Source organism: Dokdonella sp. (assembly GCF_035703485.1).
Taxonomy (GTDB): Bacteria; Pseudomonadota; Gammaproteobacteria; order Xanthomonadales; family Rhodanobacteraceae; genus Dokdonella.
This window is the reverse complement of sequence record NZ_DASSYD010000190.1, coordinates 1-3,591: the sequence shown is the minus strand read 5'-3', so window position 1 is coordinate 3,591 and position 3,591 is coordinate 1. Positions and strand designations below refer to the sequence as shown.

6 protein-coding genes are annotated in these 3,591 nt (G+C 59.9%); 1 reads left to right on the top strand and 5 read right to left on the bottom strand.

Annotated elements, in window-relative coordinates:
- From VFN25_RS14535 to rsmD, 5 genes are all read right to left on the bottom strand, one after another.
- On the bottom strand, positions 1 to 757 hold a 757-nt coding region (locus VFN25_RS14535; RefSeq protein ID WP_325143158.1), incomplete at its 3' end, for a gamma-glutamyltransferase.
- Positions 754 to 1,011, bottom strand: coding sequence for a YfhL family 4Fe-4S dicluster ferredoxin (locus VFN25_RS14530; protein ID WP_325143156.1), 258 nt, complete (start codon positions 1,009 to 1,011; stop codon positions 754 to 756). The genes VFN25_RS14530 and VFN25_RS14535, both read right to left, overlap by 4 nt.
- 40 nt (positions 1,012 to 1,051) lie before the next feature.
- Positions 1,052 to 1,561, bottom strand: coding sequence for a hypothetical protein (locus VFN25_RS14525; RefSeq protein WP_325143154.1), 510 nt, complete (start codon positions 1,559 to 1,561; stop codon positions 1,052 to 1,054).
- Positions 1,562 to 1,591: 30 nt separating this feature from the next.
- Positions 1,592 to 2,089, bottom strand: a complete 498-nt coding sequence (coaD, locus tag VFN25_RS14520) for a pantetheine-phosphate adenylyltransferase (protein WP_325143152.1) — start codon at positions 2,087 to 2,089, stop codon at positions 1,592 to 1,594.
- Between the two features lie 34 nt (positions 2,090 to 2,123).
- Entirely contained in the window at positions 2,124 to 2,708 is a 585-nt protein-coding gene (gene rsmD, locus VFN25_RS14515; protein WP_325143150.1) for a 16S rRNA (guanine(966)-N(2))-methyltransferase RsmD, read from the bottom strand.
- A gap of 74 nt (positions 2,709 to 2,782) precedes the next feature.
- Here rsmD and VFN25_RS14510 point away from each other — a divergent pair.
- A partial coding sequence (locus tag VFN25_RS14510; protein ID WP_325143148.1) for a signal recognition particle receptor subunit alpha occupies positions 2,783 to 3,591 on the top strand: 809 nt, incomplete at its 3' end.

Genomic DNA, 3,591 nt, shown 5'->3' with positions numbered 1-3,591 from the left:
CATCACGCACGGCCTTGACCATGCTCGCCGCCAGCTCGCCCTTGTAGAAACCATCATTACCCTTGGCCGCGATGAGCTCCAGGGTATCGGCGATTTCCGGGTTCTTCCAGATCGCCTGCAGCGCCGGAGCGTTGCCATCCTGCAGATAGAGTTGTTGCGAAGCGGGCCAGCGCGTCAGCACCGGCTTGCGCCGCTCGATTGATTTCTGAAAACGTGGATAGACCGGAAAGCCTTCGCGTGCGACCCGGATCGCCGGTGCCAGCGAGGCGCTCAGCGGCAGCTTTCCGTAATGCTCGGCGAGCCAGACATAGGCGGCTGGCTCACCCGGAATGCCGGCCGACAAGGGCCCGTTGATCGCCTTGTTCTTGTCCAGCTTGCCCTCGGCATCAGCCCAGAGCTCGCTGCGACTTTCCGCTGGCGCGCGTTCGCGGGCATCGACAAAGACATTCTTGCCGCTGGCGGCACTATGCAGCAGAAAGAAGCCGCCGCCGCCGAGACCTGAACTCTGCGGCTCGACCACAGCCAGCATGCTGCCGACCGCAATCGCCGCATCGAATGCATTGCCGCCCTTGGCCATCACTTCCAGACCGGCATCGGTGGCGATCTGATGGGCGCTGGCAACGGCGACCTTGCCCGGGCGTGCGGCCAGCGTCTGCGCGGCAGGCGCTTGTTTCAGCGCAGGCGCGGCACTCTGCTCCGCCGCCTGACAGGAAACCGTCAACAGAGCTGAGGCAAACAACAGGACATAGCGATTCATTCGTTCTCCTTGGCCGTCAACGCGGCGTACTTCGCCTGCAGTTGATCAGGCGATTCAGCATTGTCAGGATCGAGAATGATGCATTCGACCGGACACACTTCGATGCACTGCGGCACATCGAAGTGGCCAACACACTCGGTACAACTGGACGGCGCGATCTCATAGATCTCGCGCCCCGGAGCTATTGCGGTGTTCGGGCAAACCGGTTCGCAAACATCACAGTTGATGCATTGATCGGTGATCTTCAGAGCCATTGCGTGAAAACCGGCGCACGCGGACGCGCGTTACGGGCGTCTATTTCATTTCTGCGAAGCGATAGGTTGCACCGGAGCTGGCCAGCGCTTCCTTGACCCGATCCGAATCGGCCTGAGCGCCGACAAACAGCACGGTCACATCCTTGAATGTGCCGGCCCCGGCATTTTCGAATGCTTCGATAATCAGGTCGGCGGTGATGCTCGAATCAGGGCCGCCAAAAGCAAGCATGTTGCCGGGCAGGACACCGCGTGAAACGGTGACGCTGACGTTGTCGAGCTGATTGCTGCGATCCAGAATCGCCTTGCCGCCATCGCCACCGGGGACGAAATACATGTACGGACGGCTGGTCTTGACGCCTTGCATGTTCTGCATGACCACCGCAGCCAGATATTTCTTCCAATCGGTTGGTGGCGCATCAGCGGCGGGCAGCGCAACTGTCTCGACAGCTGCCTCTTCCGGTGCGCTGGCCGCCTCTTCCTTGTTGCAAGCGGAGAGGCCGAAAAGCAAAGCACCGACCATGATCATGAATGCAATTCGCTTGTTGAACATGATGAAACTCCTGTCGAAAATTGGTTGTGATCAGGACCAGCGCTGGGCAAGTGCCTGCTGGACGACCGGATGGACGAATCCGGATACATCGCCACCGAGTCGCGCGATTTCGCGGACCAGCGATGACGAGATGAAACTGTATTGCTCGGCCGGAGTCAGAAACATTGTCTCGGCCTCGGGAATCAAATGCCGGTTCATGCTGGCAAGCTGAAACTCATACTCGAAATCAGAGACCGCACGCAATCCACGCAGAATCACACCGGCCTCGATCTCGTTGACAAAACTGGCCAGCAAGGTCGAAAACCCCCGAATCTCCACGTTCTTGATGCCATTCAGCGCCTGCCGCGCCAGATCGAGACGCTCCTCAAGGGTGAAACACGGCCCCTTGCTGTGGCTGTCGGCAATAGCCACCACGAGCCGGTCAAACAGCGGCGCCGCCCGCATCACCAGATCGATATGTCCGTTGGTGATCGGATCAAAAGTGCCGGGATAGACCGCCACGCGGGAGCGTGAAGCAGGAACTGACATCAATTCACCTTGCAATCTGCATGAGCAGCAAGCCTTAGCTTAGCGGAATCGAATGACTACGACGATAGAGTGCGAAATTCACCGCGCCCGCTCGCGACTCGCGGTGCAAATGCCAGGCGGATGGCACTACCGGTGTCATGCCCGCGGGCGCTTCGACATGAATCCAGGCATTTTCGGCCAGGCAGCCGCCCGCTTCGAGGCGCGCCGCCGCATCGGCCCACAAATCGTCTGAAAACGGAGGATCGAGGAAAACCAGATTGAACGCCTGGCCAACTGCCCCGAGCCAACCCAGCGCATCGGCATTGATCACCCGTGCATTCTCGATGTTCAGGCGTGCCAGAGTTTGTTGCAGACGCTGCGCCAGCGCGCGATCGCGCTCGACAAAGACACACTCGGCCGCACCACGCGAGATCGCCTCGATACCGAGCGCGCCGGTGCCGGCAAACAAATCCAGGCAGCGCGCCCCTTCAATCATCGGAGCCAGCCAGTTGAACAGGGTTTCGCGGACCCGATCACTGGTCGGGCGCAAACCGTCTCCATTGGCAACCTCGATTCGACTGCCACGAAGCGAACCACCGACGATGCGAAGTTTTCCGAGGTTGCGTGGAGCTGAACGCATGGATTGCAAAGCTCTGGAAGACTGTCGGGGGAGTGATAGCATGCCGCGCATCCTTATCGCGTGCCATCCCCGCAATGCTCAAGTTCTGGAAAAAGAAGCCCGGCGAAGAGTCCAGGGCCACGGAAAAACCTGCCGAACCGGCCCCTGAGGTCGAACAAACACCGCCCTCGCAAGCAGTTGAGGTGCAGATCAACGAAGTCGCAGAGAGCGAAATCACGCCAGCGGCAGAGATTCCGATTGCACCGGACAACGCCAAAAGCGTCCTCAGCGAATGGGATAGCGTCGAAATCCAGAGCTTGTCTGCGCCATCCAGGGGAGCCGCTCAGCCAGCGAAGGGCAGTTGGCGCGATCGCTTGTCCGGCAGCGGTTTTGCCAAAGGTCTCGGTAGCCTGTTTGCACGCAATCCGATCCTCGATGACGATTTGCTCGACGAACTCGAAACCTGCCTGATCACCGCCGATGTCGGGATCAACGCATCCACCGAAATCGTCGATGCCCTGCGCAAACGCGTCAGCAATCGCGAGTTTGCCGATGCCAACGCCCTGCTTGATGCCCTGCGCCAGCATCTCGTCAAACTTCTCAAACCCGTCGAGCAGGCACTTGATGTCAGTGGGCAATCACCCTTTGTCATCCTCATGGTCGGCGTCAACGGTGTCGGCAAGACCACGACCATCGGCAAGCTTGCGCGACGCTATCTCGATGAGAAACGCAGCATCATGCTGGCCGCAGGCGACACCTTCCGTGCTGCCGCTGTCGAGCAATTGCAGACCTGGGGCCAACGCAACAACGTGCCGGTGATCGCCCAGGTTTCCGGCGCCGATTCGGCCAGCGTCATTTTCGACGCCCTGCAAGCCGCCCGCTCACGCCGCAGCAACGTTTTGAT

What these genes read in the sequence shown, in the direction of transcription:
- VFN25_RS14530 (WP_325143156.1), bottom strand. Translation starts at nt 1,011, where the DNA reads ATGGCTCTGAAGATCACCGATCAATGCATCAACTGTGATGTTTGCGAA.
- VFN25_RS14525 (WP_325143154.1), bottom strand. Translation starts at nt 1,561, where the DNA reads ATGTTCAACAAGCGAATTGCATTCATGATCATGGTCGGTGCTTTGCTT.
- coaD (WP_325143152.1), bottom strand. Translation starts at nt 2,089, where the DNA reads ATGTCAGTTCCTGCTTCACGCTCCCGCGTGGCGGTCTATCCCGGCACT.
- rsmD (WP_325143150.1), bottom strand. Translation starts at nt 2,708, where the DNA reads ATGCGTTCAGCTCCACGCAACCTCGGAAAACTTCGCATCGTCGGTGGT.